Origin of the sequence: Acinetobacter septicus (assembly GCF_019355975.1) — a bacterium.
Taxonomy (GTDB): domain Bacteria; phylum Pseudomonadota; class Gammaproteobacteria; order Pseudomonadales; family Moraxellaceae; genus Acinetobacter; species Acinetobacter ursingii.
The window spans coordinates 139,138-165,793 of sequence record NZ_CP079899.1; the positions used below are offsets into that span (position 1 = coordinate 139,138).

The window sequence follows — 26,656 nt, forward strand, 5'->3', positions numbered from 1 at the left end:
TAAAAATGACCATTCAAATTGAAAAAATTCACCACGTGGCCTACCGTTGTAAAGATGCCAAAGAAACGGTGGAATGGTACAAAAAAAATCTAAATATGGATTTCATTCTCGCCTTTGCTGAAGACCATGTCCCTTCAACCAAAGCCTTTGATCCCTATATGCACCTCTTCCTAGATGCAGGAAACGGCAATGTGCTGGCTTTCTTTGAACTACCAACCCAGCCTGAAATGGGCCGTGATGAAAACACCCCAAAATGGGTGCAGCACATTGCACTCAAAGTCAAAGACCGTCAGGCACTGATTGATGCGAAAGAACACCTAGAAGCCAATGGTATAGAGGTCTTGGGCATTACCAATCATGGTATTTTCCACTCAATTTATTTCTTTGATCCAAATGGCCATCGTTTGGAACTGGCCTATGACGATGAAAAAGCGCCACAAAAGATTGCCATGATTACTGAACAAATGAAATATGACATGCTGGAAGAATGGAGCAAAACCAAACGCGCACCGCAGCATACGCATTTCCTACATGCAGATGAATTAAGCCATAACTCTCGTACCGCCAAAGTAGACGCCTAAGTCTGGCGGAAGTTGTGCTGATGGTGAATGCCTTAGAGGCAAGTTCAACGATGATAAAAAAACGCAAAGCAGCTTCGGCTGCTTTTCTGATTTCAATAGATAGGTTTTCTTATTTTAATTAGCTACTTACAGTAGCTTAAATCTCCTATCAATCATCAATAATTGCTTTCCATTTGCTTCACGGCGAATTCTATTTCCGTCCTCCTCCGTATCGAATCAAATCGAATTGTTCATGCATGAAACCTGTCTATGCATCCCTTTAAACTTATACGTTTTAGCTAGTCAAGTAGGCAGCAATTTCATCAGCCGCAGCTCTTGCTGTTCTGGACACTCCAATTAAAGTCGCCGATGCCATGCCTGTCCACTCACCATAGCCAACCAACCATAAATTATTTACTTTCATTGAACGCCCATTATGGACAGCAACCGTTTGATCAGGTTCTACCACATCAAGACTTCTTAAATGATTCAGTGAAGCTTTGAACCCTGTACACCAAATCACAGCATCTACGGCTTGTGTTGTACCATCCGCCCAAACAACTGAATGTTCTTCAAATGCATTAAACGGTTCTCGGCTATGTAATACGCCACGTTCACGGGCCTCTTTGACAGTGTCTATCATGACAATATCACCCAGACCACCAACAGGCTGATTGATCACTTTACCTTCCTGTTGGGCTTTTAAACGCTCCGTTGCCCGAAGAAACAAGACCCGCCCATCAACATCATCCGATAAAAATTGAGGTGGTGTTACTGTGACCCAAGTGGTATCTGCAACTTTTGAAACTTCAGCAAGAATTTGTGCGCCTGAGTTTCCGCCCCCCACCACGATGACTTTCTTGTTTTTAAAAGGCGCTGCATTCATATAGTCCGCTGAATGAAGCTGTATTCCTTTAAATTTTTCACGTCCAATATCATTAGGAATATGAGGCTTGCTCCATGTACCTGTTGCACTGACCACAGCCTTTGCCCGCCAATATTGATCTCCAGCATACACATCTAAATAGTCATCTTCTTGTTCAATATGATCGACATGGACTGGCCGAATGGTCGGAAATTGATAGCGTTGCTCGTATGCCGACAAATACTCGATCACTTCATTTCGCGTTGGGTAGGTGCGTTCAGTCGTTGGCATCATCCAACCTGACAACGAACTCCATGTATGCGGTGAAAAAAGACATAGCGACTGCCAAGCATGCAGCCATGCACCGCCAGCTTGCGATTGATCATCTAAAATCACAAATGGCACTTTTTTACGTTTGAGGAAATACGCTGTAGCAAGTGCCGACTGACCACCACCGATGATAACCACATCAACTTCTGCTTTTAGTTGAGCCAAAGCCACTCTCCCATTTGCTATAGTTAAGCCATATTCAAAATTAAAAAGCCCAGTCTATGCAACAGGCTGAGCGAATTTTACAAATTGATCAACTCTGTAATTGGGCTTTTCAATTGCTCAAGCTGCTTTTCAACATCTTTGATCATCTAAAGTTTATAAGCTACGTTGATTGACACGCTTAGATAATTCTTCTGCCGACTCTTTTCGCTCTGAATAACGGTCTGTGAGGTACTGACTTTGCCCACGCGTCAGTAGCGTGAATTTATACAGCTCCTCCATGACATCGACAATTCGATCATAAAAGGCTGAAGGTTTCATCCTGCCGTCTTCTTCAAACTCTAAAAAAGCTTTGGGAATAGACGATTGGTTTGGAATGGTGATCATACGCATCCAACGACCTAAAATACGCATCTGGTTTAAGCTATTAAAAGACTGTGAACCACCACTGACTTGCATGAGCGCCAAAGTCTTGCCTTGGGTTGCACGAATAGCACCACCTGCCAGTGGAATCCAGTCAATTTGCGATTTGAAAATTGAACTCATTGAGCCATGGCGTTCCGGCGAGCACCACACCATGCCCTCTGACCATGCCAAAAGTTCATGTAGTTGTTTGGCTTTTGGATGTTCCATATCCGCATCTTCAGGTAAGGGCAAGCCCTTAGGATGAAAAATTTTTACTTCAGCGCCAAACTGCTCCAAGATACGACCAGCTTCCATCACCGCCAATCGGCTGTATGAGCGCTCACGGTTTGAACCATACAGCATCAAAATACGGGGTGGATGATCTAGCACTTTAGCTTGTACTTTTTCTAAAGTCGGTTGATCCAAAAGATTCATATCTACATTTGGGAGAGTCATAGAAATTACACCTCTTCTTTAAAAAACTTTTTTCTAAGCCACAAAGACACACTGACTAAAGCAATCAACACTGGTACTTCAACCAGTGGACCAATTACAGTAGTAAACGCCACAGGTGAAGCTAAACCAAAAGTTGCAATGGCTACAGCCAGCGCCAATTCAAAATTATTTCCCGCAGCAGTAAAAGAAATTGCTGTGGTTTTAGGATAGTCATTCCCCATCCATTTGCTCATGAAGAAGCTGATGAAGAACATCACGATAAAGTAGATTGTCAATGGAATCGCAATACGCAAGACATCGAGTGGCAAGCTCACTACATCGTTTCCTTTAAGGCTAAACATCGCCACAATCGTAAACAATAAAGCCAGCAAACTCAGTGGGCTAATCTTGGGTAAAAAGGTATTTTGATACCAAGCCAAACCTTTAGCACGAACCAAAATAAATCGGGTCATAAAGCCAAGAAAAAATGGAATCCCTAAATACACCAATACCGCATGGGTAATGGTCCAGAAATCGACATTGATCACCTGTCCTGCAATACCGAAATAAGGCGGTAAAAAGGTCAAGAAGAGCCAAGCATAAGTACTGAAGAATAAAATCTGGAAGATACTGTTAAAGGCCACCAATGCAGCAACATATTGGTTATCCCCACAGGCCAAACCGTTCCACACCAAGACCATCGCAATACAGCGTGCTAAACCAATCAAGATCAAGCCGGTCATATATTCAGGATAGCTATGTAAAAAAATGATGGCTAAGGCAAACATCAAAACAGGTGCAATAAGCCAGTTTTGTACTAAGGAGAGTGTCAGCGTTTTCTTATCTTTAAACACCTGTGGCAAAGCAGCATAGTCCACTTTTGCCAAAGGTGGATACATCATCAAAATCAAACCGATCGCAATCGGAATATTGACTGAATCCACACTCATTTTATCCAAAGCCACCGAGGCTTGCGGAAAGAACACACCAATCGCAATGCCCAATGCCATGGCAATAAAAATCCATAGCGTGAGGTTACGATCTAGAAAGGATAATCTTTGTTGAGCCATGATGATCTCATTCAATATGCGAAATTTGATTGATCGCGGCTATCAACTCAGGACGAGACATATGCGCTGTATCGAGTGCCAATAAAGCGTCTAAGCGTCGGTTGATATGATCAACGGTGACTTGGAAGGCTTTGAGTTTTTCTTCTTTCGGTAAATCCAAGTGTGATGGATCTGCTAAACCCCAATGTGCTTTGATTGCACCACCTAAATAGAGCGGACATGCTTCCTGAGCGGCTGAATCACAAACCGTAATCACCACATCAGGTTGGAATTGTTCGCAGTCATCAATGGTCTTACTCCACAAACCTTCGGTTGAAAGACCTAAGTTTTCCAGAGTTTCAATGGTCAATGGATGTACCTGTCCAGATGGCTTGCTACCTGCACTGTATGCTTTCCAACCCTCTGGGGCACGACTATTAAACAGCACTTCTGACAGGATGCTACGGCAACTATTTCCAGTACACAAAAAAAGGAATTTCATATTGTTCTACTCGCAATAACTATTGATTTGTTGAAATGATGGAGCAACTTTTGGCTGTAAATCAGCATTTTTAAGGGTGTTAAGTACGTCTATACACCAAGTAGGTAAATTGGGATTGAGACTGTAATAGACCCATTGTCCTTGACGTCGATCTTGTAAAAGACCAGAAGAGCGTAATAAGGCTAAATGCCGTGAAATCTTGGGTTGGCTGAGTTGTAGTTTTTCAGTCAAATCACAAACACACTGTTCATTATTTCCAAGAACCAACATGACGATGTTGAATCGCGTTTCATCAGCCAAACATTTAAAGAAATTGATTTGATCCATACTTTCACTCACTCTGACATATGGATATATCAATATTCACATATATCCATGAAATTTTTATTTCAAACGTAACCCATTTGCATCAAGCACTTGTTCACCATCCTCTTTAGTGAAAGCACCCTTTTGTGGGAGTGGCAGAATTTCTAAAACCAGTTCTGACGGACGACTTAAACGAGTTCCTAGTTCAGTCACCACGAATGGGCGGTTAATCAAAATTGGATACTGAAGCATAAAGTTAAGCAATTGATCTTCAGTCCAATCCTCTTGATCAATTCCTAATTCTGTATATGGAGCAACATTTTTACGAATCGCTTCTCTCACCGTTAAACCTGCATCCGCGATCATTTGAATCAGTTCATTTTTAGATGGAGGTGTTACAAGGTACTCAATCACTTCAGGTTCAATATTGGCATTACGGATTAACGCCAATGTATTACGTGATGTACCACATTCAGGGTTGTGATAAATCTTAACTTTTGGAGTAGCAGACATTTGCTCAAACTCAATTGAATCTTTATATATACTTATATATGAATAATCATATATATGCAACTCCATATTTAAAGAATATAAAATGATCTTTTTTGAATATATAGTGATCGAATGAGCGTGTTAAAATTAGATAAAACCCAAGATTTAGAGGTCAAGCTATGGAAACAGTCATGATTACTTTGATCTTAGTTATTATTTTGATTTTACTTGTCATATTCTATAAAAAGAAAAAATAAACCATGGCTTTTGGGTTTACGAATAGACTCAGTAATGCCCGCCCAATTAATCGGTAACAAGGTAAGACAGCTTTTCGCTCTCTTCTTAGCTTAGGAATTTCTGAATTATAGCCCATAAAATCAGCAACGACCTCTAACGCTTTAATACAGCGTTAGAGGGATAATGATCTCAAGATTGTATTGCTTCGGCTGTCTATTTTGCCGTATTAGGCACCATCACCAGCCCAAACCATATCCACTTTTTTTAAGCATTGCTTAATGCACTGGCTAAATCACCAGTGCCCTTCAAGTCAGACACCTGTCCCTCCAAAGGCTGATTAAATTCAATACGCTGAATCTTTGCTGCCCGCTCTGCGGAGAACACTGGGATTTGACTCATCGCAAATTCAGACAGTGCGGTAATGGTCAGTGAGGGATTCACACCTAAATTTCCAGGTACAATCGAACCATCTAATACGCGTAAATTTTGATAACCAAAGACTTGACCAGTGAAGTCCACAACGCCATTCGACTTGTCATTACCCATCGCGACACCACTCATAATATGTGCTGTCGTTGGCGTTCCCAGTAGAATTTCAGTAAGTGCAGAACCTGGCTCTCCACCCAACTTTTGTGCAATCATTTTAGTGGCTTCTTCAGCCGCAGGGAATGAAACTGTGAGTGGCGTATCCCCTTCTTTTTGCACGGCAGTAATACTATTCTGGAACAGTCGATACCACTTTCTACGCCATTCAAAATGAATGAATGCTTCAGACTTTTGCATTACCAATAAAATAATAGAGTCTTTGGCTTTACCCTTATAACGCAGTACTTTAAAGGTTTTTAAGGGATGCAACAGTGTAGTGAACACAAACTTCGTAAAGCGCATAAAGCCCTGACCAGTCACCATAGGCACGTATGGAATATAAATCCATGAAGCATCCGCACCTTCAGGGAAACGTGTGACCTCGATATTGGTATCTGCATCGACTGAAATAAAGGAGCTGATAGCCACACCATCATCCAGTTTTTTACCAGTATTGTTCACTGTGGTCAGGGTTTCCGAGTTCGTCCGAACTTCCTGTCCCAGCAATGAAGAAATATTGGGTAAAGTTTTATGCTGATCACGCATTTTTAACAACATCGGTACCGTACCCATTACACCCGCAGATAACACCACCCCACGACTGCGCAAACTATACTGACGAACATTCTTTCCTAAAGTTTCTTTGACTATTACTTCGTAACCTGCGCTACCATCTTCATTCAGTGGTGTAATTTTCACCACTTCAGAACTTGGACGAATTTCAACGCCATTACGCTCAGAAAAATACAGGTAATTTTTCATCAGGGTATTTTTGGCATTATTACGACAGCCCAACATACAAGCGCCACAATAAATACAGGAGTTACGATCTGGCCCCTCTCCATTGAAATACGGATCTTTCGCTAATTGTCCTTCTTGACCAGCTACTTGCGAAAAGAAGACCCCCGTATTCACCGTTTTAAATGAATTTGCATATCCAATTTCACTCGCAACTTCTTTTAACGTTTCGTCTGCAATATTGGTATAAGTATTATTCGCTGTACCCAACATACGTTGAGCGAGACCATAAAACGGCTTTAAGGTTTCTTTCCAGTCTTTACGAATCTTGGTCCATGCCTCAGACTCAAAAACAGCATCAGGTGGAATTAAATGTACATTGGCATAAATTTGTGAGCCCCCACCGACGCCCACCCCATGCAAAATGGTGGTTTTACTGGTGAAAGTAAATTGCATCGTACCTCTGAATCCCAGTTCAGGCCGCCACAAATAGTTTTTGGTGTCTAAATTTGTAGTTGGAAAATCCTTGTCTTCACGGCGTAATCCTTTCTCCAAAATCAGGACTTTATAGCCCTTTTCACTAAGGCGTAAAGCACTGACCGATCCACCAAAGCCTGAGCCAATCACGATTTGATCAAAATCAAAATCTTTATTATTCATCCTATTAACTCCTTTAATAGTTTTATTTTTCTGTTTTTAAATACACTAATTCCTTCACTTCAAAATATCCATCTTGAAGTGAAAAGTGATGTTGAGGTTTTTAAATTTAAGCGCTTATGACTTCATCCGAATCAATAAATTCAACAGCCAATTGGCAAATTTTCCGTAAGGCGGCGCGAGAAACTTCAAGCTCGAAAAACCCGCCTGATAAAACACAGGACGCATTTTGGAAAAAGTCAAAAAGCCTTCATAGCCATGATAATGCCCCATCCCGCTGGCACCGACCCCACCAAATGGCAAGTCATGCTGCCCGACATGAAATAAGGCATCATTGACCGAAACCCCGCCCGACATAACTCGGCTGATATAAAATTCGACTGAGCTTTTATTATTGCTAAATGGATAAAAGGCCAATGGACGATCACGCTGCACAATATAGTCCACTACCTCTTCAGGCTTCTGGTAGGTTTTGACCATCAAGATCGGACCAAAGGTTTCACGCGTATCAATTTCCATCTCATCATTGCTGTTCAACACCAAAGTCAGTGGAAATTTTCGTGTCGCAGCATCTGGCTCTTGCTGATTTAAATTAATCAAACTTGCCCCTTTGGCTTCAGCATCTGCCAAGCTATGCACTAAGCGCTGAAATGCGCGCTCATCAATCACAGAAGTATAATCTTTGCTATGAATATCAGGCACATGTTCCTGAACCCACGCTGCCGCGGCTTGAATAAATGCTTGTAACTTCGACTCATGCACAAATAAATAATCGACATTGGTACAAATTTGTCCCGCATTAAACTGTTTCACAAACATAATGCGTTCTACAGCTTTATCGATGGGGTATTCAGGGTCAATCACCGCAGGAGATTTACCACCCAGCTCCAAAGTCACTGGCGTCAAGTTTGGTGCAGCAGCAGCCATGACTTTACGCCCTGTCGCACCAGAGCCAGTAAACATCAGGTGGTCAAACGGCAATTTTGAAAATGCGATGCCTACTTCACCCGTCTCATCGAAAATCTGTAATTTTTCCGCTTTAAAGTATTTGGGGCTTAACTCCATCAGCAATTCGGCCAAATGTCTTGAATTTTCAGACATTTTAACCATAGCGGTATTTCCCGCAGCAAACACGGCCGACAACTGTGAAAACATCAAATTGATGGGGAAATTCCACGGCACAATAATTCCAATCACGCCCAGTGGCTGAGGAATCACACGGTTCTTCGCACCAAAATACAGGCTATGATCGACATGTCGTTTTTGTACTTTCGTCCATTGCTTCAAATGTTTGATGCTGCCGTTAATGTCATCCGTGACAGTAATAATTTCTGCCAATAAGGTTTCATGGCGTGAACGATTGCCATAATCACGATTCAAGGCGTCAATAATTGCTTCACGGTGATCGTTAATCAGTGCTTTTAAATTCAGTAAATGTTGCTTGCGTTGTGCAATCGTTTCAATGCCTTGCTGATGAAAGCTTTTGCGCTGTAATTGAAAACAATCGTGCAATGTCTGTTCTATCACTGTTTGCTCGATATGAGACTGAACCGTAAGTTGCATATGCTTTTCCTTTCACGGCTAAAATGGTGATTCAATACTTCTTTTCTATGTTGGTTGAGATAATCTCTTATCCTACTTTAACAAATGGCTTGAATTATGCTTGACTTTTTAGGACACTAAATTGATCTTTTAGGACAACACGGAATGTTGTGATGGGAAGTTATATTCGTGCAGCCAGCCTCGGCGGTTTTGAAGACTTAGTCCGTAGTTATGGCATCAACCCTATAGAAATCTTGAAAGAGATCGGGATTTTACCTGCTTTACTCCGTGATCCAGATTCATTTATTCATTATGATCATTATTTAAATTTATTGGAAAAAGCGGCCTTAGCTTGTCAGGATGATTGCTTCGGTTTAAAACTCGGTGCACTCCAAAATATTAGCACAATCGGTTTGATTGGCGTCTATATGTCCCGACAAATGACCATACTTGAAGCCTTAAGCGTGGCGCAAAAATATGTCTATTTACATGCTGAAGGCATTGTCTTCCACGTCTCGCAACATAATGCTCTGCTCTGTAAGCTGAACTTTGTGCGTTTAAGTGAATACAACACCGATGTACCACAAAAATCACAACTGGCCATTTGCCTTGTCGCGAATATTTTAAAAGATTTGATTGGCCCGCAGTGGCATGCAGAAAAAATTTGCTTCAAGCAAAAAGCACCACAAAAAGGTGCTCAAACTTTCCAAGCACATTTTTCATGTCAAGTAGAGTTTGAAACCGATGAAGATGCACTTTATTTTCCGGCAAGCTTTTTAAGCTATAAACCCTATAATTTTAATGAAGATGCCATTAATCAACTAATCGTACAACAGCTTGAAACACAAAGCAGCACCAAAACTGAAGACAATACCGCACTGATAGAGAGTTCAGTCCGCATGCTGATGGCGACAGGAGACTGCAGCATTGAAAATATCGCACTCTGTATGGGCATGCATCCGAAAAAGCTTCAGCGCGCTTTAAAAATGCAAGGAACAAGCTATCGAGATATACTCGAAAATGTCCGAAAAAAAGAAGCACTGCGTATGCTTGATGCAGGCAATGTGAATTTGACGGATATTGCTCTACAGTTGGGCTATGCAGAGTTATCTATTTTTAGTCGCAACTTTAAAAGTTGGTTTGGCGTTCCTCCAACCGAGTTAAGAGACAAAAGTCGAAGCCATATTGTATGACTTCTGGTTTTGCTACTTTGTTCAATAATGAGCATACCTCTGAGTTTCAAGATCAAACCAAATGGCAATATTTCCACGATTAATGAGAACTCGGTTATATGAGGAGCAATTGCTTGTACGGTCAATTTTAGGTGCTGGCTTCTTCATTCGGAAATTATATTGCTAAAGATGGCTTTAAGAATAGGTTTGTACAACAAAGCCCATCCTTCTAATCATTTATGGTTCACAGTAGAGCGATAGCGAACTAAAACTCTAAATTTTTTAATAAATTATGCTTTTAACGGTATAACAAAACGATAACTTATTTAAGCCAAGATAGAGTGCTGATTACACCGCTTAATGACCATCTGTCTTCATTCATCTATATTTAAAACTAAGGATTTTTGCTCTTAATATTTGATTCAACTTTTATATATTTTTTCTCTGTACACGACAAAAATAGATAACTCATTGAAATAATGTCACAATAATTGTTTTCTAACGACGAATACTATGATACATCTCAATGAGTTATATCTTATCTTAAACAAATCTCTAAAATGGAACAAGTCACATTTAAAGTGCTTTGCGCTCATCATGCTTGTGATTATTTTAAAGCAAACATGTAATCTTTCTTCTGCATCTAAAGCCTTGCCCATCAAGTGCTTACCACAATCATTTTATCGACGTATGCAGCGCTTCTTTGCAGGTCAGTATTTTGATTATCGTCAAATTTCTCAGTTGATTTTCAATATGTTTTCATTCGACCAAGTGCAACTGACTTTAGATAGAACCAATTGGAAATGGGGAAAACGAAATATTAATATCCTGATGCTCGCAATCGTTTATCGTGGAATAGCGATACCTATCCTTTGGACATTGCTTAATAAACGTGGAAATTCAGATACGAAAGAGCGCATTGCTTTGATTCAACGCTTTATAGCCATTTTTGGTAAAGACCGTATTGTGAATGTGTTCGCAGACAGAGAGTTTATCGGTGAGCAGTGGTTTACATGGTTAATTGAACAAGACATCAACTTCTGCATTCGTGTTAAAAAAACTTCATTGTCACCAATCATTTAGGAAAGAATCATAAAATTAGTGATTTATTTCGCCATCTTAAAGTTGGTCAAATTGAATGTCGTAAACGACGGATTTTGGTTGGTCGGGTGAAACTATATATAAGTGCACTACAGTTAGAAAATGGAGAGCTTTTACTCGTCGTTTCTCCTCAGTTTAATGCCAATGCTATTCAGGATTATGCATTACGCTGGGAAATTGAAACCTTATTCAGTTGTCTCAAAGGACGCGGGTTTAATCTTGAAAATACGCGCTTGACAGACCCTAGACGAGTGAAAAAATTGATTGCGGTGTTAGCTATAAGCTTCTGTTGGTGTTACTTAACGGGTGAATGGCAACATGATCAAAAAAAAGCGATAAAAATAAAGAAGCATGGACGACTCTCAATGAGTTTATTTCGCTATGGTTTAGACTATGTTCAAATGGCGATTCAGCGTTTAATTGGTTTTGGGAAAAAAGAAGAGTTTAAGGAAATTTTGGCAATTTTAAGAAGGCAGAATCCTGATAGGATAAGGGTTCTGTGAAATTTGTCGTGTACAGAGGTTCATTTTATAAACCTTTCAATAGTTTTGTAGCTCTTTATACATTTGATACCGCGTATAGCAGATATATAACACGGCGATGTTAATAGAGATTGCATGAAGAATGATGATCAGGTTGGCACCCGATAATTCATCATATAAGGGCGAATAAAACGCATAAACGACTGAGAGTTCAGACATTAAAATCCAAAAAAAGCGGATAGAGGGGATATATCTAAAAGCTTCACTTTTTGCTTAATTTGTTTTTGCTGACTCATATTTCTCACCATTAGATTACAGCCATTAATATTGATTAATGATTTCATCCATCACATAAATTGAGTAGTTGTACTGGTCTAAGCGATATTTGCTTTCTTCAGTATGTTCACTGGCCAATGCTTGTAGTTGAGTTTCGTTCATGGAAGAAGCATAGCGGTTACGGATTGATTTAAGCTGGCTCAATTCTAAACGTCCAGTACTCTTGGTCAGATTGCTGACAGTTGTGAATAGATCCTGGTCATATTCTTGCAATTCACCATACAGCCAAGCAAGGTGTTCTGCATTGATGTATGGGTTATTTTTTTCATAGTAGTTTTTCAGTTTGAATAAACTCAAACCACATATGAACACAGCAACCATAAGGCTAATGACAAGCCCCTCACCGAGTTTAAGTAGGTATAGGAATATAAAGATACTAATCACGCCAATGGCAATAGAGATATATCGCATGGTTTGATTTTGGAACATTTCTAACATGGGCATTACTCACTTTTTGTAATGTTGTTTTGATAAAGATGGTCTATTTGAGCGATGGCAAGTTTCATGCGTTCCGTGGTGCAAGTCAGGTCGTCATCAAAACGATGGTTGAATTCAACAATCCCCTGTTCTTCCATGTCTTGCATTTCACGCTTAGCATTACTTAAGCCTTTTTCTATACCAACCAGATTCAAGTTAAAGAAGTCTTCTAGTAGCTTTTCACTCTCAATGATTTGTTTGAGCTCAGTAACATAGACTTCAGTTTTCTTTTTGCTGATTTCCGCAGCCATCGCATAACGAAAGTTGCCGTTTACAACAACAGTTTTGAGATCTGGTGAATATTCGTTGTATTCACTTGGAATTCGACTAACGGACTGGACGGCGTGACTCCAGCCATACTTCTGAAAATATTCAATTCCCGTCATGGTATATACCTACGATTGTTCTTTTTTAAGTTCAATAACAGCCAATAACGCTTTGTTTTGGCGTTCCAATTCATATTGTTTTTGACGGTCTACATTTTGGCGATCGAAAAGTTCTCTAATCTGCTGTTTGTAGTGGTTGTCATAGTACGAATAGGCTTTACGTTCTGCTTTTCTACGTGCAATGCGAACTTTGGGATGCCAGTTGAATTCTTTGTCGTCTGCATAACCCCTCATGAACTCAACCAGTTTGCTATCACCACGCATTTTACAAACCTTAATGAAGCCCATTTCTAAAACTGTAATTGGCGCACGGCGCGGATCTCCAAACTCCCAACGCCGTTTAATCCCAAAGCCACACATCTCTATTTGAACCGTAATCATGGTTTAACCTTTATCAAATGTTTGAGCTTCTGGATCTTCGACATTAAATCTGGACCATCACTTTCATGGTAAACAAGGTGTTCATTAACGAATGTGATAAAAGCATCCAATTCAGTTTGAATCGTTGCCAATTGATTGCGTAACCACTGGCATGTGGCTTCATCTTGTTTTATCGCCGTTTCAAGCAATCCTCTCGCATGTTCATAGGCATTTGCCTCACCTTGCGCCACCATATCTGCAGATGATTTCCAATCGCCCCATTTCTTATTCCAAAAGTCATCGAGCAACTGCAGTAATTTTTCCACTTCCAATTGGTCATCGCTGATGGCTGGTGTTTGCATTTGATAGATAGATTTTTTAGTTTCTACTTCACTTTGCATCCAACCATCACGAAAAGCTTCCCATTTCGCCTGATGCACCCAAGAAGAATAATTGCCACTGGCCAACAGACTACCGACCACGCCGTATCTATTTTCAAAAGCGCTACGAGCTTCAATTTCTGAAGCAATGTTTTCATTAGTATTTTGCGTATCAATCATGCTGACTATCCCCATGAAGCAAAGGCACTTGTAATGAGATTTTTGTTTCCTTCATCTCATGAAGTTTTTGAATCGCACGTTCTGGATCTATCACCCATGCATCAAAGAGAAGTTGAGTGACAAAAGAAAACTTCTCACCAACTTTGCGGAACGGTGCGCCGTGGCTATTCAGGAATTGTTCAAACACAAGATATTGCTGTTCGATGGCCTGGTTAAGTTCAAACAGGTCAATACAGCCCTCTAGCAAGTTGTACTCACCTGAAGCATTCGGCATAAACATCCATTTACGCTCATGGGTTAAGCCATCTACATGTAGGTAGGCATGTTTGTTGAGACTAGTCCACTCAGGTTTCATCATGACGTAGGTGTTGTACTCGTCATCTTCAAGATAGTTGTAGTGGGTAGCATCAACGGGTTTCTTTGCTAAAACAGAAATGGCCTGTTCAAGTGTCAGACCGAGAATGAGTGCATGTGGTGTAGTTGATGATTGGTGATCCATATTCCCTACCCCTTAGATTGTCGGGCTAGTCGGTTTAGGACCACTCAAACAAACTTCGTTTTGAACGTGATTGTAGATCTCAGCCAAGTGAGGGCGTGTGCTAAAAAATTGATCTTTTGATGTATCAGAGAGGTTAGCACTCATGATGGTGAGTAGTGCTTCATTTTTGAATTGCGCTTGAACCGCCGTCTTTAATGCACCATTCAATGAAGCATGCAGATTGTTGAATAGCGAAATAACACGGGCATTCTGATCATTCTTTTTGAAGAAGATAAAATTAACTTCACGTTCACGGAAAAACACCAGCTGATATTCAAGCCCTGATTCTGATAAATCATTCCCCATATCAATCAATGCATCATCTGGTACGGCGAACGCAGCGTATTTTGAATCAAAGTTTTGAAGTGCTTTATTTGAGATTAGATTCAAACTTACTTTGCTTTGAATCGGCACACATTGGCTCAGTTTCTTAGCCAAGTAATGTGCAGCAGCCATGTGATGTGATCCACCAGCATTTTGAACAAAAATCTTAGGACTCCAGCCATAGATAAAAAATTGATCAGTGGTTGTATCTGGAGAGTTCAATAAACGGATTTCTGGCCATAACAACATTCGATCTAAATTTTCCATACTCACATCACTAATGTAATCAGGGCATGCGTTTTTTACAAAATCATCAATGCTACGGTACTGGCTTAAATCCGACTTGGAATTTGAGAAGCCCCCAATTTCAGATAGGTCAAGTAAGCATGGTGTTTCAAGATGAATGATTTCTGCAAAAATCGGATTAAATACTTCAGCCAATTCTTCAGCAAAGGTAGAGATGTAGAACGGCTTATGATTTTGCGTATCTTGACCAAGGTAGCTGATGGAATCGTTATCTTTGGCATGTGGATTCAAAACAATGTTTTTGCCTGGTACAAAATTAGTAGGAGATATACCAGTCATACAAAGAGAATCTTTGATTTGATGAAAAGGGAAAACATCGGTCATGGCGATGCTGTCAGAATTGACTAAACGGGTATCAATAAAGGGTTTTAACTTGAGATTCTTATAAAGCTTATGTTTTGCTGAAAATACCGAAAGTAAAGTGTCTAACATTTTAAGCACTCCATTGATTAATGCTTTATTAAAACTAATAAAGATATATTAATACAGAAAGTGCTTATAAGTATTTTTTTGGAAAATTAATTTAAGAATTGCGGTTGAGTGGTATTAGTTGCAAGTGGTTGTACGGCGTTGTTATCGACAGACTTTGAGTACTGTTGCACTTCAACAATTCGCACACCTTTAACGTGTAAACGTGTTTTATAGTCAGTCATTCCAAGTGTTTGTAAGTTTTCTAGCTGTTCTTTAGTCATTGCCTATATCCTGTATATTGGATGTGATTTAAGGGCAATTTAATTGATGTATTAAGGATTGTAAAGGGTAAAACACAGTTCATTAAACTTTTTATGAAATGGTATATACCGATTAAGCCTAAAACAAAACAAGGTTTTAAGAAGTGGTTTAGTTATGTTTAAGAATATGCACGTTAAAACTAAGTTATTATATTAAAATGCATCTAAACTAGGGTTAAAACCAAACTGGATGCCAATATGTGTTCAAACATTGAATCTTACGCCGTGAACCTATCCAATGTACCTAAAGCTATCTCTTGCTTGAATATGTATGACTTTCAAACGTTAGCACTAGGACCAACCTATTTACCCCGATTTATCACTTGCAGATCGCCACATTCCATATACGGCGCTATTGGTTGCATTTGATGTGAATGCGTCTGAAAAGTTTCGCTTAATCGAAATGATGGTGCCTGAAGCCATTCCGCTGTCGCAGTTGTTGTTATTGGCCATATTCAATGAAACGCCGTATAAGAGCGAATATGAAATAGCCCAATACATGCCGAGTGATGAATTAAGGCGTATTAAGTACAAACAGCTCACCCAAAAAAACTAAAGGCTGGATAACCAGCCTTATGTCTTCTACATGGATGCGTTTAGTCATCCTTTTTTTTGATTGTAATGCCTGATCGTAATGAAGCTGAAGAACCTTTTGAACCAAGTATCACCAACAATTTTTCAAAAGTAACGCATTCGTGCGAGAACGGGTTTTTCATCAAAGCTTTTTCAAACTTAGCTGCATACTGTTGTTCTACGAATTCCATTTCATTTTTAGTGCTATGTGAGATGGCTTGATCAAGACTGGCTTTGTTTTCCGCAATGTATTGTGTCTGATCTTCAGGTTTTACATGGCGTGGTATCTGAACAAGCTGATATTCAGTAATTGGCGCAACGGTTAAGTCATATCCTGTTAGGATCTCTTTCAATTCATCATAGTAGCTGTCTAGGTTCATTGGTGTGATAACGGCGCGAGTCACAGTTTCAACATCACTTTCCTGTTGAGCCTGTTCAGGTTCGCTTATACGTTCACCATAGATATTAAATTCAGCATCAAGATCCGCATTGTTGTAAGCACCAGCTTGTACTTGAGGTGAAATGTCAGAATCTTTACCGAAGTACTGGAACTGTTTTCGCTTCTCAATAATCTGGTCTTTAATGTTTGCTTCTTTTTGTGCTGAAACAATACTTTCACGGTGTTTTTGTTCTTTGGAGATTTCACCTTTCGCCGTGGACGAAGACATTACTGTTCTTTGACCAGGTGCCATCCCTTCAGGTGTGATGGATTCAAGACGTCTTGCTTCAAGAATCTGATGTACAAAATCTTGAGTAAAGTCTTTTACCGTGTTGTTGTTTTCGTACAAGGTGTTATTGAGCTTTCTGCAGATCTCAAAATCACCAAGCGCCGTGACATTGGCAGATGAATTGTTGTCTGTCAGTAGCGTGTGTTTTTCCTCAATCTCATGAATGAAGTCTTCAATTTTTAAAGTAGGATCGTAGATTTCAGATTTTTGGATATTGAAGATTGGGCAAAGGTCATTTAAGCGTAAGTACTTGGGTTGATCACCAGCCACATAGAACGCCAACATTGATACGATTTTAACGTCTGAAGTTTTACCACCTTCCCCTTTAGTTGATATGAGCAAGGTAAATTCGCCGTTGTGCTGTCCGGCAATTTGTTCAATTGTCACACGTTTTTCTTTGGCGAACTGGACTTCTGTTTGTGGTACCGAACGGTTGAATACTAGACCTTGATACATATTGATTGAGTTAACTTTACCTTGCCACTCTTCACCAGCAAAACCATCAACCAATTTGTATGTTGTACTTTCAGCACCCGAAGTAGTACGTCCAATGGCTTTAACGGTCGTGTTACCCCATGTAGCAGCTGCTTCCTCTTTAGATCCACGTTCAATATCTTCAAATGTTTGAGCACCGAACGTAATAGAGAAGTTAAGCGAACGTGCCTGAGCTGGTAAAACCGAAGCACCGACAATAACGATGTAGCCCCATTCGTCCAAAAATAGCTTAAATGAAGTAGAGGCGTTGGTTGGTCGTGCGTCAATAATGGCACGGCGTAAACCTTCCATTTTGTTACCAAGGGAACCAGCCATCATTTGTTTAATTGAGCCAATGATTAATTTTCCGAGCATTTTGAGTGAGTCTGGTGAACGCTCAAGAGCTGGTAATGGCACAGTTAAGATACGGCGGTTAAGTACAACGTCAAAAATATCAATATCACCGCCATGCTCTACACCAAAGATGTGACCATAGTTAAACGTCAAGTCGTTAATCGCCTTGGTTAACTGCATGGTGATATAACCGTGTTGCTCACGGGTTTTGGTTTCTTGTTTCTTTAACTTTTTAGGGTTGCTTGAATAACCAGGTAATGAAACGAGGTAGCCTTGAAGCTGTTCAGCCACACGTTCAAAGTCAATCCCGTATTTATCGTTATGACAAAATACCAATTCTTCAAGTGCTTCAAGTTCCATGTATTGCGTGAATACTTTTGGTGAAAGCTGAATGAAGCCATTGTCACGTAGATAGACCAAAACTCGTGTAAGTGCAGCGATAAAGGCCATCGCACGACCTTTCCACATGTCACCACCGCCACCGCCTGAGTCATCAAGCAAGTTGATCAAGAATTCAATCAACATCCCTGAGCTGGTGTTGCTCATTTGGTTCATTGAGTTGGTCATCTTGTCGGTTTGTGCACGTAGCATGTTACGACCTGAGGTAATGAAGTTGATCGTTAATAGATCCTCATTACGCCCAAAGCGGTTACATAAACGATAGTGGTCTTGTTGAGCCTTGGTATCACCTTTTGCGTCTACAAAGATATAACCTGAGTTTTGTACGTACTGGTTGGCACAGTTACCTAGCATGTATTCTGTTTTACCCGAACCCGTAGTACCTAACACAATTTGATGTGTACGGTCATCGGAGTTGGATGCATAAACAGGTAGACCAGTTTCACGGCAACGACCAAGGTAAGTCACACCCTCACCTTGTAGCTTATCGCGATTGGTACGTGCGTATTCCAAAAAGGCTTTTGGATTGTCCAGTACGTCATCTTTTACGCGTGATGTAATGTCAGTTGACGCATCCAGTGAGTTTGAATGCAACGGCGCACGGAATGGCCACTCAAAAAAGTAATCATTCGGATGTGTGTAGCGTTTTAATAGGTAATACGCGATCCCTATAAATATCTCACCGCCAAACGGAACAACAAACAAAATAACTGCAATAGCACCAAGAACGCCAACCAAATAATTAGCGCCGTCTGGCGCTGTAAGTTTTAAATGGATTTTCTCTAAGCCTGATCGTGTATCACGCTTAAGCGAACTAGGTCTGAACTTTGTTTGTGTGCCGTATTTTTGTGTAGAAGCCATACTTTGCGACCTACTCTTTTATCTTCAGGATAATAGGCAAAGTCGTTGTTTAACGACCTTACCCATATCCAAGCACTTCAATGTATATACCAATTAACGCAAATCTATATAGCTGATTGGAGTTAAGAAGAAACAGCTTCAGACTTACGTTGGTTCAGTAATTTTTTCTTCATGTTTTGCTCAAGTTCATAGCGTTGATATTCAACAACCATCTCTTGTGCCATGGTAGAAATCACTGAAGCAGTTGCTTTGTTTTCGTCAAAGTCCGTGCCTTTATTTTTGGCATTTTTCTCAATCATGGTACGCCGTGTCTTAATCTGGTTCTTCGCACCTTTTGGATAGAATTGTGCAAGGACCTTCAACGCCTTACCACGTTCACCGATAAGGTCATACGTGTAGTTACGGAGCGCACGTTCATCGGGATGTGTACTGAGTGACCATAAAAGGATTGGACCAAGTGAAACGGTATATAAGCCCGAACATTCCATTTTTTCGAGTTTAATTTTACTGAAGTACGTTAAGCCTTGATCTGAGAAACCTACGTTACCTGAACCAAGCGCATCCATTTCTAGTTGAGTTAGACCGATGCTGTCACGAATAGCTTCACGAGATTCGCGTGTACCAGGATCGACAATCACATACGCCGTAGCAAAGCCCACCAAGTCTTTAAAGTCTTCTACTTTGTGAGATGCCAAGTTAAGACGAGCACCCCATTTACGCAATGTACGTGCGTCTTCAGCCAATTCTTCTAATAGGATTGGATCGCCTTTCGCAACGTGCAATTCGTCATAAGACATAATTTTGCGGTCTTCAAGAAGCTCATTAATCAGTTGGGTTGCATATTCACGATAAGCTTGTGGGAATTTTGGAATATCGTCACGGCTCACGGCGAACTTACGTTTAATGAACATCCGTACAATCTGGAAGAATAGCGATGTAGTTTTAGGATCTGATGATGTCGCAACTTCGTTTAAGTCGATAGAAGCTACACGAGCGTTACCAATGTCAAAGTTGGTGTGATAGAAGAATGCTGGATAGGTATTTTGTGCAGCCATAATCTGATGCGCCAAAAAGTCCAGTGCTCGTTCATTATCAATATGAACATCACTCCAAACATCTAAAATTGATGAATCAGAAAGTGTTTCAATCATATCGCCAATAGTCGGCATTGCGTAACGGTGAGCCAACGTGCGTCCACGGATCTCATTCATTGAATGGAAAAGATCACGTAGAGCGTAATAAGAAATATCCTTACCTTGTTCAGAATGTGGCTCAATCAGTCCGTGTTTTTCCATGATGCGATCTAGTTCTGGATCTGCAAAGCGCATGTACTTACGTGCTTTATGATCAGCATTCGTATCATCAGCAAAATAGAATGTACGGCGTAGGACCGCACCAATAACGTCAGAAGTGTTTTTGGCTGGTTGCCCTTTCAATTCAGGCGGTGTTACCAATGAACTTAAAAACGCTGTCATTTGACGCATTTCGTAGTTCAACGGGTAGCGTAAGCCCATACTGAATTCAAGCGGATTAATCGCTTCTTCTTTTGAGTTTTTAATACGCTTATAGATGGCATAGTGACGTAGCTCTTCAGGCAATGAATCTTGCACTGTTTCTACTAACCCACGGCTTGACTCACCCACATCGACAATATAGGTCAACGGGATACGTTCGTTACCAGGCATCATGATGTCCTCAAGCATGCCTTTGTTCATTGTGACCGATTTACCCGTACCCGGTTTACCAATGTTAATAGTCGTCCATACAGTCACTTCATTTGAGAACGAATCAAGAATAATCAGTTTACCGTCTAAGGTTTTGTTGAGCTGATGCCCTTTATGGAATGGTGAGTTAATACGTGTCAGCGGTAACATGTAGAACACATCAAACAACGGTGCTGGTGAAATAGGTGCGTGATTACGTACCATCAAGCCCGGTATATGTGATGCCCAAGTCAAAATAGGATCGCCAGCCTGTTCCATGACTTTTGCACCGCCCCACGCTTCAAAACTCTTCCAAAGCTTTTGGCGCCGTCCTACAAGAATGTTTACACCATCTTCGGTATTCGGTGCCCATGTCATCATGGTCATTTGCAGACCAGCAACAGTGTATACTTGATCTAGGTCATTTTTAGTGGCCATCAAAATGTTACCAGCATTACGAATGGCTTTGTTTTGTGCCGTCATAAAGTGAATAACGCTTGATAACGTGCGTTTCATCATGGTTCCAGCCATACCATCACCAGTAATACAGTAACTCACCGCATATGGGATAGAACGGATGTTACCGTTAGTGTCGTGCGTTTTGGCCTGGTGTAGTAAGCGGAATAGCGTTTCAAACGTATTCGTCTTAGCTGGATATATATCTACCATCAATGGCGCATATACAACGCCGTCAGTGATAACACTTCCCACTGGATAGAATGAACCTTGACTTGTACCAGGTAAGATCGCATTCGTCATGAGTTGTTCTGAGATCGGTTGATACAAAACGTGTGACGCATCATGTTCTGATGGTATTTCTTTCCAACGCATCGGTAAGCGTGTATTCAACATCGGCACAGACAAGGTGAAGTCATCTGAAGTTGAATGTGAGGCAATTTGTTTTTTAATCGTTAGACCAGCTTCAATAACATTCAATACTTCATAGATTGCTGGAAATTCTTCAGTTGAGAGTGAGTTTAAGAATTGTGAGACAAAAGACTCATGGTGTACGTATAAGCTGTCCGATGATTTAAGCATGTCTTGAGCATTGACCGTACTTGGCATTGTAATTTGCGACAGTAGCTTTTTACGGTTTTTTGAGTCTTGAGCTTTATCGATTGGCGATAGTAAGGTTGGCTCAGAGATTAAAGCGATATAACAGCTTTCGTTAAATACACCGCCTGAAATGGTTTCTGTCATTTCATCAATGATGATGTCTAGATTCATCGCACAACGCGCCGTGGTCGCCTTTTGCATGGTGTTCAAGTCATGAATCGCGTATGGCGTCTCATGGTCTACTTTGAACGCTAGATGAATCGTATGTCCACGGTCTTTGAAGTAGTTACGCATGTTGCTCGTCATCAAACCAATTTGACGGCTGAATGCATCACCACTAATTAAACTCTTAATCCCCTTATATTCGATGATCGTAATCATTGCACCAGTTTTTGTGACAAACGTATGTTCGTCCGATACTGTTTCTAAATCGCAATAATCCTCTACGTCAGCTTTCATGCTTTGTAGGAATAACATCAATATAATTTCAATCTTGGAGTAACCAGTCTTATTATAACCAGACTTCTCAGCTTTCTTCTTACTCATTTAAACACCTTTATTAATTCACCTTTCTACGTCTATCTTTGATTAGACATGCCTTTAAGCATTAAGCACTAAAAAACGGTAATTCTCTTAAAACGTTAATCGCACTGTCGAAATCCTTATTTTGAATTGCGTCTTCAAGACTTTTAACAGAGGGTTTTAAGCTTGTATCTAAAACCAACCTTAATAAAAGTTCATAGTAGGTACTGTTAAAATGGATATTATCATTTTTTGAATTAGTAAATACATCAGTTTTAACGGTTTCGTCCTCTTTTAATTCGACATACTTCTTAAAACTATTTAGGTCAAACACTAAACCCTTATTAAGCAGTTGCCAAAACGCCGTTTCTAAAACCTCTTGGCTTTCCCCTAAAGTACCCACCTTGAAGTTTAAGGAACCTGTATTTTTAAGTTGGAAGTGAACCTTATCAAGCTCTATGTAGATCTCTTTGTTCTGGTATAAGCCCTGTTCGTGGAAAACTTTAGACACCGATAGCTTTAAGTTTTGGTATATACAATAAGTTTGCAGCGAACTCATTTTTAAGTTGCCCGTATCTATCTGGTTTGTCGCATCTTCTACGGACGTTGGTAGGTGTATCATCGGAAAGTAGCGTGTCAGTTCTTCAGACAGTTTCTTTTGTTCCAAAACGCTTATAATTGATAATGGATTGTCAAATCCAAAGTTGGTGCTCAGTAATTTCTTATGCTTCACACTCACACTTTGCTTAACCTGTATTTCAACGTCTAAGCCACTCAGCGCCGTTATTTTGTTTAGGTGTACCAAAGTGTCATCCAACAGCAAACAATCGCTGTTAACGGGGATATTCATCAACAGTAGCGCTTTAATCAGTGGATCTTGAAAATGCCCCGTTGTGTCTTCACCAGTTGTTGTCTGATTCCCTATCGCTATATGTACAACATGGAGTAGCAATAGCGTGTTAGATGTATGGCCAGTGTCCCGTGTCGTTGGTATATACAAATCGTTCAGGAAGTTGAAAGCCTCAGTACCTATAACGCATAAGCGAAATATCGATAGCTGATCGTGCGTTTCCTTTGGTAGTGCATCTATCCCAAGTTCCCAATGTTTGTAGATGTATGGACCAATAAATGAGTATTCATCATCATTCAATATGTCCGTCTCAAATACGCTATCCAATACCGCTATATCATTCACTATGTCAGGCTTAAATGGCTGTAACACTATGCCCGATATAACCTCTTCTAAGCTCATATCTATGTATTCGGTATCTGCTAAGCATTCTGTCATTTTTGTGAGCTCACTTATCACCCAAACCCTTAAATACATCTAGTGTTTGGTAGTACTCATACTGCTCGTCAGTAAAGATATTCGGGGAAAATACTATGTAGTGGTTTGGCAGATTAAAGCTCTCGTATGCTTCGTCTGATACCTTTTCCAAAGCTTTTGCGAGTTGATACAAAGAAAAGTTTTTGTTCTCTTTGATGGCATTCAAATACCACTCTTTGTACTTGCGGAGCTGGTCTACGTAATCAACGTTCGCTACCAACATATCTTCTTGCTTGGCTTCTTCATATTCAGCCATTGTGTTGAACTTAATGTCCGTGAAGTACAGTTGGGTATCAATGCTTTGGGCTCGTGTCTTAATCGCATTAAACGCCTGTATATCCTCAAACATATTACGTGCGTATTCTGCTTCAGACATCTTTGTAGGATTAGGGCGTTGATGGCGCTTTAACGGCTCTACAAGCAAGCTTTGGCGATGTCGCCGTGCGAACTTAGCAAGCTCAGGATCTTGGTTGTCAGACTTATGCGATAACACCAGTAATGAACGTTGATATTGATTAAAGATCTCTTGAGGTATGTTCGTACTCAATACGCATATTTCAGCTTTCTTTTCCAGTGATAGTGCAAAGATGTGGTTTTGTGCATGGCATAGCGTACAGACCGCTACAATGTTCTCAGCCGTATGATTGCTATGATCGCCGTCTAAGTGATGTGGCTCTAAAAAGTATTCGTCATAGAAATCACAAAAATAGCATTTAGCTGGTTGTGAAGACATTATTTGCTTTATTGTCTCATTGGTTTTAAAACCATCATGGATAGTTTTATCTTGACGTATCTCTTGCTTGTCGTTTACGCCGTTAATAGGTCTTAAAATACCAAACTTACGGTTTATATGTTTCACTTAAACCTCTTAATACTATTAAGTAAGGTCTAATTAAAACATGTATATACTATTTTTAAAATAAAAAAAGCGCAGCCTAAGCCACGCTTTTAAACTTATTTATTATTATATTACGCTTTACCAGTAATAGTGTTCGCAGCAGAGAACATGATGAAGCCTACGATTGATAACGCACCACCTACAATAATACAGATCCAAGCAGTTTTCTTTTTCTTTTGTTGATCTTCTTCTGATGTATACATCATATACAAACCAGTACCAACTAAGCCTAAACCAAGCACCATGAACACTACGATTAAGAATTTATAAACGTTTTGACCTAATGTTTCACCACGGCCTAAGATTTCATTCGCATCAGAACCAGCAGCGTGTTTTCCGTAAGCTGAACCACCCGGGTTCCATGTGCCAGTGTTTGCATATGCAACTTGACCCATTAATGCAGAAACAAAAGCTAAAAACATTACTTTTGCGCGGAATGCAGTCGCTTTTACAGTGCGAACTGAGTGTTTTACTAATGATACCATTGTCACTTTCCTTTTATTTAATATACGGGAGCTAATCTCCGCACTGTAATTAAACATTCTTAAAACCCTATTGCTTTAAGTTGCTTAATTTTAAACTTCTCGTTAAATATCTTCAATATCTTATACAATGTTTTTAAGAAACTCTCACCCTATTTTAAGAAGATTGTTTAAAATATTGTAAAAAAGGTTCCTCCTATTTGTGTTCCAAAGGTATTAACAAAGACATCGTGTACGTCCTGAACGTATACACATAATACACCTGTTATAATTAAAACCCATGCTTTGCGGTATGTCGCATTGCCTTGAGCATCAATTTTCTCTACAAAACCATATAAGCCACGAGCTACCGCTATAATCCCTACCAGTTGCGTAAAACCTACAACCGCCGTAACGATATATGCACCTAAATCATTAGCACCAGCATCAGGCAAGTAACTTTGTACCGTTACAAGTTCTATGCCATTACCACCAAACAATGAAGAACCTAGTGCACCAATGATATATCCGTCATATCCAAGTGATGCAAAAGCACCACCGATAAGAATCTTCAACAATGCCCCACCAGTGGTAGGCTCTTTCATTCCATGACCAAAGAACTTTTGTTGAGGTGATGATGCTTGCACTAAGTCAAAAAGCGCCGTGCCAGTAATCACCAACCCCGTTACAACAAAGCAAATGCGTATAAAGCTTAGTAGTGGACCGTATATGTTTAATATCGCTTTAACTATATCTAATGCATCCACGCTATTTTCCTTATTTCACCCAAATGGCTTGTTCGTTTTCGTCAACAGCATAGACCGTGCGATTGTCTGGCATCTTCTGACCTACATAGACTGTATATGTATGGTTTTGAGAATCTGTCATCCAAGCACGATCGCCTACAACCGCAAAAGCATCCAAACGTTTTGCACCTTTTGGAATTGATAAGGTTTTAGATCCCGATGTACTTAAAGCCTTTTGCTTGGCCTGGTCTTTAGCTATTGTGATTAAACTAGTCTTTAACTCCTTAATTGCCTGTTCTTGCAATTCAACAAGGTTTTTAAGATCGTCATTTTCAGCTTTCAGTTGTTCATTTTTGATTTTGGTTTCTGATTGAGCAACTGCAGTTTGTTCGCCGTTTTGTACTTGCCCTTGCGCTTGCTCTTTTTCTTGCAAACGTTGTAATAAAACAAGTGCATTCGTACCCTGACTTTGATAGAAGCTAATTGCCTCTTTTCCTAGATCAGAATCAATCGGATACGACATGGATTTGTACATAATCATGTATTGACCAGTGGTAGGATCTTTAAACACAATATTTTCATCAACAATGAACGCCGTATCATCAGCAATACTATTGTCCTGTAAAGGTTGTTGATTTTGGTTGTATGTTGCTTGTGTTTGTTGAATGCCTTGACCAACAGTATCAATGGATTCCGGTGTTTGTTCTGGAGCAACTGCCGTGCTGACGTCTTTTGGTTTACTCATTTGTATCCAAAAAAAAGTACCAATCATAATTAAGGCAATAACACCAATAACAATAAGAAGTTTTGGAGGAATACCACCCTTCGCACCACCTTCGCCTTTTTGGGGTTTGCCTTCAGCATCTTTTAAATTTTTCTTTGCCTGTTCAGCAGTCATTTGATTATCAGACATATC

General features: G+C 40.1%; 27 protein-coding genes and 1 pseudogene. 4 read left to right on the forward strand and 24 right to left on the reverse strand.

Features of this window, described 5'->3' with window-relative positions; all coding sequences use genetic code 11:
- Positions 1 to 5 precede the first annotated feature (5 nt).
- Complete coding sequence (locus I6L31_RS17190; protein ID WP_005005954.1) at positions 6 to 581, forward strand: VOC family protein; 576 nt, start codon at positions 6 to 8, stop codon at positions 579 to 581.
- A 274-nt stretch (positions 582 to 855) separates the two neighbouring features.
- Here I6L31_RS17190 and I6L31_RS17195 read toward each other — a convergent pair whose 3' ends face one another.
- The 8 genes from I6L31_RS17195 to I6L31_RS17230 form a co-directional block, all read right to left on the reverse strand.
- Positions 856 to 1,920, reverse strand: coding sequence for an ArsO family NAD(P)H-dependent flavin-containing monooxygenase (locus tag I6L31_RS17195; protein ID WP_005005952.1), 1,065 nt, complete (start codon positions 1,918 to 1,920; stop codon positions 856 to 858).
- 153 nt (positions 1,921 to 2,073) lie between these two features.
- Positions 2,074 to 2,778, reverse strand: coding sequence for an arsenical resistance protein ArsH (gene arsH, locus I6L31_RS17200; RefSeq protein ID WP_005005950.1), 705 nt, complete (start codon positions 2,776 to 2,778; stop codon positions 2,074 to 2,076).
- A 5-nt stretch (positions 2,779 to 2,783) separates the two neighbouring features.
- On the reverse strand, positions 2,784 to 3,827 hold the full coding sequence (arsB, locus tag I6L31_RS17205; RefSeq protein ID WP_005005948.1) for an ACR3 family arsenite efflux transporter: 1,044 nt from the start codon (positions 3,825 to 3,827) through the stop codon (positions 2,784 to 2,786).
- 7 nt (positions 3,828 to 3,834) lie between these two features.
- Complete coding sequence (locus tag I6L31_RS17210) at positions 3,835 to 4,308, reverse strand: arsenate reductase ArsC (protein WP_005005946.1); 474 nt, start codon at positions 4,306 to 4,308, stop codon at positions 3,835 to 3,837.
- A 6-nt stretch (positions 4,309 to 4,314) separates the two neighbouring features.
- On the reverse strand, positions 4,315 to 4,635 hold the full coding sequence (locus tag I6L31_RS17215; RefSeq protein WP_004981310.1) for a metalloregulator ArsR/SmtB family transcription factor: 321 nt from the start codon (positions 4,633 to 4,635) through the stop codon (positions 4,315 to 4,317).
- A 57-nt stretch (positions 4,636 to 4,692) separates the two neighbouring features.
- Positions 4,693 to 5,127 carry an arsenate reductase (glutaredoxin) gene (gene arsC / locus I6L31_RS17220; protein WP_005005940.1) on the reverse strand — a complete coding sequence of 145 codons (435 nt, stop codon included), beginning with the start codon at positions 5,125 to 5,127 and terminating at the stop codon, positions 4,693 to 4,695.
- 480 nt (positions 5,128 to 5,607) lie between these two features.
- Entirely contained in the window at positions 5,608 to 7,326 is a 1,719-nt protein-coding gene (locus I6L31_RS17225; RefSeq protein ID WP_005005937.1) for a GMC oxidoreductase, read from the reverse strand.
- Between the two features lie 114 nt (positions 7,327 to 7,440).
- Positions 7,441 to 8,886, reverse strand: a complete 1,446-nt coding sequence (locus I6L31_RS17230) for a coniferyl aldehyde dehydrogenase (RefSeq protein WP_005005936.1) — start codon at positions 8,884 to 8,886, stop codon at positions 7,441 to 7,443.
- A gap of 152 nt (positions 8,887 to 9,038) precedes the next feature.
- Here I6L31_RS17230 and I6L31_RS17235 point away from each other — a divergent pair, with 152 nt between their 5' ends.
- Positions 9,039 to 10,058 carry an AraC family transcriptional regulator gene (locus tag I6L31_RS17235; protein WP_005005934.1) on the forward strand — a complete coding sequence of 340 codons (1,020 nt, stop codon included), beginning with the start codon at positions 9,039 to 9,041 and terminating at the stop codon, positions 10,056 to 10,058.
- A gap of 30 nt (positions 10,059 to 10,088) precedes the next feature.
- Here the strand turns inward: I6L31_RS17235 and I6L31_RS17240 are convergent.
- Positions 10,089 to 10,205, reverse strand: a pseudogene (locus I6L31_RS17240) (IS5/IS1182 family transposase); the annotation flags it as partial.
- Between the two features lie 345 nt (positions 10,206 to 10,550).
- Here I6L31_RS17240 and I6L31_RS17245 point away from each other — a divergent pair.
- Positions 10,551 to 11,641 (forward strand): IS4-like element ISAba1 family transposase gene (locus tag I6L31_RS17245; protein WP_100607965.1). Its coding sequence is split into 2 segments (ribosomal slippage): positions 10,551 to 11,091 and positions 11,091 to 11,641, totalling 1,092 coding nucleotides; the frame shifts between segments, so codons are not numbered across the junction.
- 36 nt (positions 11,642 to 11,677) lie between these two features.
- Here I6L31_RS17245 and I6L31_RS17250 read toward each other — a convergent pair.
- From I6L31_RS17250 to I6L31_RS17285, 8 genes are all read right to left on the reverse strand, one after another.
- Positions 11,678 to 11,839 carry a hypothetical protein gene (locus I6L31_RS17250; RefSeq protein WP_005005933.1) on the reverse strand — a complete coding sequence of 54 codons (162 nt, stop codon included), beginning with the start codon at positions 11,837 to 11,839 and terminating at the stop codon, positions 11,678 to 11,680.
- A 102-nt stretch (positions 11,840 to 11,941) separates the two neighbouring features.
- Positions 11,942 to 12,394 (reverse strand): hypothetical protein, encoded by a 453-nt coding sequence (locus I6L31_RS17255; protein WP_005005931.1) that lies wholly within the window; start codon positions 12,392 to 12,394, stop codon positions 11,942 to 11,944.
- Positions 12,395 to 12,399: 5 nt separating this feature from the next.
- Positions 12,400 to 12,819 (reverse strand): hypothetical protein, encoded by a 420-nt coding sequence (locus I6L31_RS17260; RefSeq protein ID WP_000145713.1) that lies wholly within the window; start codon positions 12,817 to 12,819, stop codon positions 12,400 to 12,402.
- A 9-nt stretch (positions 12,820 to 12,828) separates the two neighbouring features.
- Positions 12,829 to 13,200: a hypothetical protein gene (locus tag I6L31_RS17265; protein WP_005005929.1), complete on the reverse strand. Its 372-nt coding sequence runs from the start codon at positions 13,198 to 13,200 to the stop codon at positions 12,829 to 12,831.
- Positions 13,197 to 13,739 (reverse strand): hypothetical protein, encoded by a 543-nt coding sequence (locus I6L31_RS17270; RefSeq protein WP_005005928.1) that lies wholly within the window; start codon positions 13,737 to 13,739, stop codon positions 13,197 to 13,199. The genes I6L31_RS17265 and I6L31_RS17270 overlap by 4 nt, the downstream gene beginning before the upstream one ends.
- A complete protein-coding gene (locus I6L31_RS17275; protein ID WP_005005926.1) occupies positions 13,732 to 14,238 on the reverse strand; it encodes a hypothetical protein in 507 nt (168 codons plus the stop codon). Before I6L31_RS17275 ends, I6L31_RS17270 begins: the two co-directional genes overlap by 8 nt.
- A gap of 12 nt (positions 14,239 to 14,250) precedes the next feature.
- Positions 14,251 to 15,339: a DUF6685 family protein gene (locus tag I6L31_RS17280; RefSeq protein WP_005005924.1), complete on the reverse strand. Its 1,089-nt coding sequence runs from the start codon at positions 15,337 to 15,339 to the stop codon at positions 14,251 to 14,253.
- A gap of 86 nt (positions 15,340 to 15,425) precedes the next feature.
- Positions 15,426 to 15,599: a hypothetical protein gene (locus tag I6L31_RS17285; protein WP_005005921.1), complete on the reverse strand. Its 174-nt coding sequence runs from the start codon at positions 15,597 to 15,599 to the stop codon at positions 15,426 to 15,428.
- Positions 15,600 to 16,008: 409 nt separating this feature from the next.
- On the opposite strand from I6L31_RS17285, the gene I6L31_RS17290 reads away from it, so the two are divergent.
- On the forward strand, positions 16,009 to 16,194 hold the full coding sequence (locus I6L31_RS17290; protein WP_058952567.1) for a hypothetical protein: 186 nt from the start codon (positions 16,009 to 16,011) through the stop codon (positions 16,192 to 16,194).
- Between the two features lie 40 nt (positions 16,195 to 16,234).
- Here I6L31_RS17290 and I6L31_RS17295 read toward each other — a convergent pair whose 3' ends face one another.
- The 7 genes from I6L31_RS17295 to I6L31_RS17325 all read right to left on the reverse strand — a co-directional run bounded on the left by I6L31_RS17295 (position 16,235) and on the right by I6L31_RS17325 (position 26,653).
- Positions 16,235 to 19,027, reverse strand: a complete 2,793-nt coding sequence (locus tag I6L31_RS17295; RefSeq protein ID WP_005005919.1) for a hypothetical protein — start codon at positions 19,025 to 19,027, stop codon at positions 16,235 to 16,237.
- 122 nt (positions 19,028 to 19,149) lie between these two features.
- Positions 19,150 to 22,332: a hypothetical protein gene (locus I6L31_RS17300; protein ID WP_005005918.1), complete on the reverse strand. Its 3,183-nt coding sequence runs from the start codon at positions 22,330 to 22,332 to the stop codon at positions 19,150 to 19,152.
- Positions 22,333 to 22,393: 61 nt separating this feature from the next.
- Positions 22,394 to 23,596, reverse strand: a complete 1,203-nt coding sequence (locus tag I6L31_RS17305) for a hypothetical protein (protein WP_005005916.1) — start codon at positions 23,594 to 23,596, stop codon at positions 22,394 to 22,396.
- A gap of 10 nt (positions 23,597 to 23,606) precedes the next feature.
- Positions 23,607 to 24,494, reverse strand: coding sequence for an HNH endonuclease signature motif containing protein (locus I6L31_RS17310; RefSeq protein WP_005005914.1), 888 nt, complete (start codon positions 24,492 to 24,494; stop codon positions 23,607 to 23,609).
- A 110-nt stretch (positions 24,495 to 24,604) separates the two neighbouring features.
- Complete coding sequence (locus tag I6L31_RS17315; RefSeq protein ID WP_005005912.1) at positions 24,605 to 25,018, reverse strand: hypothetical protein; 414 nt, start codon at positions 25,016 to 25,018, stop codon at positions 24,605 to 24,607.
- Between the two features lie 167 nt (positions 25,019 to 25,185).
- Entirely contained in the window at positions 25,186 to 25,761 is a 576-nt protein-coding gene (locus I6L31_RS17320; protein WP_005005910.1) for a hypothetical protein, read from the reverse strand.
- 10 nt (positions 25,762 to 25,771) lie between these two features.
- Positions 25,772 to 26,653, reverse strand: coding sequence for a hypothetical protein (locus tag I6L31_RS17325; protein ID WP_005005907.1), 882 nt, complete (start codon positions 26,651 to 26,653; stop codon positions 25,772 to 25,774).
- Positions 26,654 to 26,656: the final 3 nt, after the last annotated feature.